Here is a 5,768-nt window from a genome sequence, read left to right as displayed (position 1 = left end):
TCCCATGCCGAACACAGTAGTTAAGCTTCTTAGCGCCGAAGGTAGTGAGGGGTTTCCCCTTGTGAGACTAGGACGTTGCCGCGCAATCGAAAGCATCATCTTCGGATGGTGCTTTTTTTGTACATATGGGTTCTTGCTGGTTAAAAATATCGCCTCTTCATCTTTTAGCGTTGGTAAAGAAATTTCTTCCAGCCTATGGGGTTGCTTATGGAACGCCATGAGCACCCTTGAGCCGAAAACCGCGTCTCAAGGCTTGTGCAAGCTTCAAAGATGGTGTAAGTCGCAATTGCTCCAATACCCATCTAATTCACATTGCCTCTTTTTCATGGCTATAAGCATTCCCATATTCCTACAGAAATTTCTAAGAATATGCTTTTAATAGATTTAGCTTTAAAAAGAAATATATTTTTTATTGACCAACGTTAAATATTTTAGAACCAAAATATCGTTCCTACAGAAATACACGTTTTTCATTAAAAAGATTAAAGGACATTCTCAAAATACAAAAGCCCGCAGCCAAAATAACAGTAGTGCCTGTTAGTTTATGGTTACGGGTTTTTTATCTTCTGCAGCATTAATGAAAAGGGTATTTTAGACTGTTATCCTTAAATCATAGGTATCTATTTTATTAACCAGTACTACACTAAACGCTGATAGTGAGTCATAATGGTGTCTCGCAGATGTTCAACATGTTGTGTTACAGCTAGCTGAGCTGCTTTACCATCTCGATTTTTTAAAGCAGTAAAAATATTCTGATGTTCTTGCAACGATTGTTCAAAGCGTCCAGGTATTAAATTAGTCTTAAGATGGAGACGCTGCAATTGAGTTTTGATTTGTTTTACAAGAGCTACTGCTTCTTGATTCGTAGATGCAGTATAAATAATCTCATGGAATTGCTTATTGCATACAGAATAATCATCTAACTGATTTTTTCTAGCGAAATTTTTCATTTTATCAATTAATTCAGAGAGTTTCTTTAAGTCTTCATCACTGATAGTGGAAGCGGTTCGTCTTAAAATAGCTCCTTCTAGCACTTCTCTGATTTCTAAATAATTAATGATCTCCTCTAATGAAAATGCTTTTACCTTGGCTCCTTTATTTGTTTCTAAAGTCACTAAATTTTCTCTTTCTAATCTTAATAAAGCTTTCTTTATAGTACTGCGGCTGATACCCAGTGTGTTAGCTAATTCATTTTCTATTAAATTTTGCGATGGGTAGTAGCTGCCGTCCATAATTTTTTCTTTGATAAATTCGTATGCTGTATCTACTGGTAATCCCATTTTTACACCTCTTTTCTTGTAATTGTTTATTGATTTTGTTAAACAATCTGTTGCTTATACTATACTTTTTTTGATTGAACGCTGTCAACTCACGTTTTATAAAAAAAGTTGTTTGACATTAATAAACCATAATTGTATAATAAGATTGTTCAACAAAATAGATGAACCAAAAGATGTTTTGGTTTGTAAGTCAGGTGCCTATAAGTTGTATTATTTTTTTAAATTTTATTGAAAACGATTTCTTTGATTTGAAGAAATGAGTTAAAAAATAGAAGAGGTGGAAAAAAATGAAAAGTCATACTACTCACGAAATAGCTTATTTAGGTCATGTGGAAATATTAACGCCCAAATTAAATGAAAGTATGCGCTTCTTTGTTGAAATATTGGGTATGGAAGAAGTTAAACGAGAAAATGAATCCGTTTACCTTCGCTGTTGGAGAGATTGGGAGCTGTACTCAGTTATCCTGACAGCTTCTGAGTATCCAGGGATAGGGCATACAGGTTATCGCACAGCTAGTCCTGAAATTTTAGAACAACTGGCTGAAAAATTGGAAATAGCCGGTTTTGGTGTTGGTTGGACTGAAGGAGATTATGGCCATGGAAAATCTTATCAATTTAGAGGTCCAGATGGTCACTTACAAGAGCTGTATTATGAAACAGAAAAATATGCAGCACCACTTGAATTGAAGCCGTTCTTTAAAAATCAACCTCAAAAATATATGGCTCGAGGCGTTGGAGTTAAGCATCTTGACCATATCAATTTCCTCTCTTCAAACCCTCCAGCAGATGGAGATATGATGGAGCATATTTTAGGTATGCGATTGACCGAACAAATCCAGACAACTACCGGATCTCGTGAAGCTGTTTGGTACAGTCCAAATACGAAATCGTATGAGGTAGTTTACACGAAAGATGCTACAGGAACTAAAGGTCGGTTCCACCATATTGCTTTTGAAGTTGATTCGTTAGAAGAAATTGCTCGGGCAGCAGATATCTTCAATGAGAATGGAATTTATATTGAATTTGCTCCAAGTAAACACGCTATCAATCAAACGTATTTTGTCTATTGTTACGAACCAGGAGGAAACCGAATTGAGATCGCTTCTGGTGGTTATCATGTTTTAGAACCTGAGTGGGATGTTATTTCTTGGAATGAAATTGAACGTGCTAGAGGTCAAGCGTGGGGAAATCCAACTGTAGCAGCTTTCCATACTTATGGAACACCAGTAATAGAAGCCACAGAAATAAGTGGGCATTAAAAAAATAGTTTCCGTCTAATCATGCTTGTATTGGATGGAATATGTGAAAGAGGAGATAAAAATGCAAGAAACAATAATTGATAAAGATACTCGCTTGTTAGTTGTCAGTGCACATGCCGGAGATTTTATTTGGCGTAGTGGAGGAACGATCGCTAAGTACATCAAACATGGCGCACAAGTTTCTCTAGTGATCTTAAGTTATGGGGCGCGCGGAGAATCTAATGATTTATGGAACGACCTGAATCAAACAATGGAAAACGTCAAAAAGATCCGTCGCCAAGAAATTGAAGAAGCAACGAAACAGTTGGGCGTGACAGATTATGAAATATGGGACTTGCAAGATTACCATATGAGCGTGACTGACCAAGACAAAGAAAGAATGTTGCGTAAAATCAGAGAAGTGCAACCACATGTGATTTTGACTCATGGTCCTAAAGATGCTTTCAATCCAGATCATGAATTGGTATCGAATTTTGTGTTTGAAGCAAGTGTGCTCTCTACTTCAAACGGCGTTCGTTTAGAGGATACGAAACGAAGCAAACAAAGCAGTATCTTTGGATTTGAACCTCATCAAGCTGAAATCAGTGATTTCAAACCGGAAGTCATCATTGATATTACAGAAACTTATGAGCAAAAAGTAGCTGCAATGAACTGCTTCAAGGCTCAAAAGCATTTGATCGACTATTACAGTGCGAAAGCATTGATCAGGGGTAACCAAGCTCGTCGTTGTTCTGGCAATAATGAATACCAATATGCAGAAGCCTTTACCCGCTTCTTCCCATACGTAGGAGGTACTTTTAATTAATGAAAAAATACATTGTAAAAAATATTCCAAGACCGTCAAAAGATATGTTAGATGCTTATAGATCGCTAGACGTTTCAACTGTTTACGAAGCACAAGAAAAAACAGGCTTGATGTTGCCATACCTTCGTCCTATTTCGCCAGGACAAAAAATCGTAGGTCCTGCTGTAACCGTAATTTGTCCTCCTGAAGACAATTTAATGGTTCATGCAGCGATCGAAGTGTGCCAACCAGGCGATATTCTAGTGATTACCACCACAACTGGCAACTATATAGGCGGGATGATCGGAGAACTGATCGTCACAGCTTTAATCAAACGAGGTATTCAAGGCGTTGTCATTGATTCTGCAACCCGTGATGTAGAGAGACTTCGCGAATTAGGTTTTCCTGTTTGGACAAGAGAAATTTATTCAAACGGAACCTTTAAGAGAAAAGGTGGTTGGGTAAATACTCCTGCCAATTGTGCTGGACAAATCGTTCGTGGTGGGGATTTGATCATGGCAGATGAAGATGGTGTAGTCGTTGTCAAAACAGAAAATTTAGCTGCTACTTTAGAAAGTGCGAATAAACGTATGGAAAAAGAAGCAGGCGTAAAAGAAAAAATTGCTGCTGGAATTTTAAGCATGGACTTCCATGACCTAAGAGGTATTTTAAAAGAACAAGATGTAGTATATGTAGACAACATTACGGATATTAAAGAATAGGAGGGCAATCATGGCGATTCGTGAAGTAATTGAGATAAGCGGTTCTTCTCATAAAAATCCTATTCCAACTGCTGTTAAGGTAAATAATATGGTGTTCACTTCAGCTGTAATGGGAACACATCCTGAGACAGGAAAGATACCGGAAACAATTGAAGAAGAAACGGATTTACTTTTTAATTATCTCGAAGAAATAGTAGAAAAAGCAGGAGGCAGTACAGAAAATATTGCTCATCTTAGCGTACTGATAACAGATGAATCCTATAAAAAACAATTAAATACAGCTTGGCTCACCATGTTTCCTGATCCTTCTAATCGTCCAGCTCGCCATACAAGTGTTCAGTCGTTAAAACCGGGCATGCACATTCAGATAGAAATGACGGCAGTATTGTAGATACAAAGGGAATTAGTAGATGACTTTAAGAAACGAGGAGAATGCGATGCCTATTGGGATTATTGTGAATGTGTTGTCAGTTGCGTTAGGTGGTATTGTAGGAGGACTAGCTGGGAAATACCTGAGCCCTCATTTTAAAACACAGATCACCCTCATTTTTGGAGTTTGTTCTTTATCGATGGGGATATTTACGTTAGGAATTATGGAAAACATGCCTGCAGTAGTTTTTGCAGTAGTAATAGGAACCGGCTTAGGTCTAGTGTTGCATTTAGGAACTTGGATCAATCAGAGCGGCGTATTGATGGAAAAGACAATTACTACTTTGTTTAAGACACCAAAGCATGGAATGGATCCTGCAGAATACATTTCTACATTAACAACCGTAATTGTCCTGTTTTGTGCAAGCGGAACAGGAATATATGGATCATTAGATGCAGGGATGACTGGAGACAGCACGATTCTATTTTCAAAATCTATTTTAGATTTCTTTACAGCAGCTATATTTGCAGCAAATTTAGGATATGTTGTTTCAATTATTGCAATTCCGCAATTTGTTATCTTCTTTGTCCTGTTCTTGTTAGCGAAAGTGATCTTTCCAATGACGTCACCAGTTATGATCAATGACTTTAAAGCTGCAGGAGGTTTTTTGATGATTGCGACTGGATTTAGAATGATGAAAGTAAAAGAATTTCCTGTTGCCGATATGATACCTGCTATGCTGTTGGTCATGCCGCTGAGCTACATCTGGACAAATTGGCTGGTTCCGATGTTTTAACTATAAAATAGTGGTAAAAAATACATTTTTCATACCTAAAATGCATATTTAGTCCTTCTAAAATCTTTATTTAGAAGGGCTTGTATTATAGTAGTAAAAAGAATTGTGCTTTTTTGAAATAAAATGTTAAAAAACAGTTGACGCATATTAAAATAGATGATAATATATAGAAGTTGTCACAGCGACGTTATTCAAATGTTTCGAAAAGACAATAAAAAATAATTCCAAAAAGTTGTTGACATTGATTTGACACTCTGGTATTATTAAGTAGTTGTCGCAGCGACAACGCAAACGAAATTAGACCTTTGAAAACTAAACAAAGTAAGACGAACCAAACGTGTAAGGAAGTTTTGGCAAGTGCCAAAACAAACAAATTAGTGAATAATTATTCGCTAGCAATCAATTAATGAGCTACAAGCATCATTAAAACAAGCAGACTTCGGTCTGCAACTTTTATGAGAGTTTGATCCTGGCTCAGGACGAACGCTGGCGGCGTGCCTAATACATGCAAGTCGAACGCTTCCTATCGGTGCTTGCACCGAGAAAGAAGAGTGGCG

Annotated in this window: 6 protein-coding genes and 2 rRNA genes; 7 read left to right on the top strand and 1 reads right to left on the bottom strand. The window is 37.2% G+C overall.

Annotation, left to right across the window (positions count from 1 at the left end; all coding sequences use genetic code 11):
- Window positions 1-84, top strand: a 5S ribosomal RNA gene (gene rrf / locus ACEN36_RS12805); the annotation flags it as partial.
- A 554-nt stretch (window positions 85-638) separates the two neighbouring features.
- Here the strand turns inward: rrf and ACEN36_RS12800 are convergent.
- Window positions 639-1,280: a GntR family transcriptional regulator gene (locus ACEN36_RS12800; protein ID WP_407126876.1), complete on the bottom strand. Its 642-nt coding sequence runs from the start codon at window positions 1,278-1,280 to the stop codon at window positions 639-641.
- Between the two features lie 287 nt (window positions 1,281-1,567).
- Between ACEN36_RS12800 and ACEN36_RS12795 the strand changes: the two genes are divergently transcribed.
- The 6 genes from ACEN36_RS12795 to ACEN36_RS12770 form a co-directional block, all read left to right on the top strand.
- Window positions 1,568-2,539 (top strand): VOC family protein, encoded by a 972-nt coding sequence (locus ACEN36_RS12795; RefSeq protein ID WP_407126874.1) that lies wholly within the window; start codon window positions 1,568-1,570, stop codon window positions 2,537-2,539.
- A 61-nt stretch (window positions 2,540-2,600) separates the two neighbouring features.
- Complete coding sequence (locus ACEN36_RS12790) at window positions 2,601-3,344, top strand: PIG-L deacetylase family protein (protein ID WP_407126872.1); 744 nt, start codon at window positions 2,601-2,603, stop codon at window positions 3,342-3,344.
- Window positions 3,344-4,045 (top strand): 4-carboxy-4-hydroxy-2-oxoadipate aldolase/oxaloacetate decarboxylase, encoded by a 702-nt coding sequence (locus tag ACEN36_RS12785; protein ID WP_407126870.1) that lies wholly within the window; start codon window positions 3,344-3,346, stop codon window positions 4,043-4,045. The genes ACEN36_RS12790 and ACEN36_RS12785 overlap by 1 nt, the downstream gene beginning before the upstream one ends.
- Window positions 4,046-4,055: 10 nt before the next feature.
- Window positions 4,056-4,436, top strand: a complete 381-nt coding sequence (locus ACEN36_RS12780; protein WP_407126868.1) for a RidA family protein — start codon at window positions 4,056-4,058, stop codon at window positions 4,434-4,436.
- Window positions 4,437-4,482: 46 nt separating this feature from the next.
- On the top strand, window positions 4,483-5,211 hold the full coding sequence (locus ACEN36_RS12775) for a DUF554 domain-containing protein (RefSeq protein WP_407126878.1): 729 nt from the start codon (window positions 4,483-4,485) through the stop codon (window positions 5,209-5,211).
- Window positions 5,212-5,662: 451 nt separating this feature from the next.
- Window positions 5,663-5,768 (top strand): 16S ribosomal RNA (locus ACEN36_RS12770); the annotation flags it as partial.

The sequence above is a fragment of the Desemzia sp. FAM 23989 genome, from assembly GCF_045528345.1.
Taxonomy (GTDB): Bacteria; Bacillota; Bacilli; order Lactobacillales; family Carnobacteriaceae; genus Desemzia.
Note: the sequence above shows the minus strand (reverse complement) of the source record. Positions and strands in the feature narration are given on the sequence as shown.

Coding starts and splice junctions, on each gene's coding strand:
- ACEN36_RS12800 (WP_407126876.1), bottom strand. CDS start 1,280: ATGGGATTACCAGTAGATACAGCATACGAATTTATCAAAGAAAAAATT.
- ACEN36_RS12775 (WP_407126878.1), top strand. CDS start 4,483: ATGCCTATTGGGATTATTGTGAATGTGTTGTCAGTTGCGTTAGGTGGT.
- ACEN36_RS12785 (WP_407126870.1), top strand. CDS start 3,344: ATGAAAAAATACATTGTAAAAAATATTCCAAGACCGTCAAAAGATATG.
- ACEN36_RS12790 (WP_407126872.1), top strand. CDS start 2,601: ATGCAAGAAACAATAATTGATAAAGATACTCGCTTGTTAGTTGTCAGT.
- ACEN36_RS12780 (WP_407126868.1), top strand. CDS start 4,056: ATGGCGATTCGTGAAGTAATTGAGATAAGCGGTTCTTCTCATAAAAAT.
- ACEN36_RS12795 (WP_407126874.1), top strand. CDS start 1,568: ATGAAAAGTCATACTACTCACGAAATAGCTTATTTAGGTCATGTGGAA.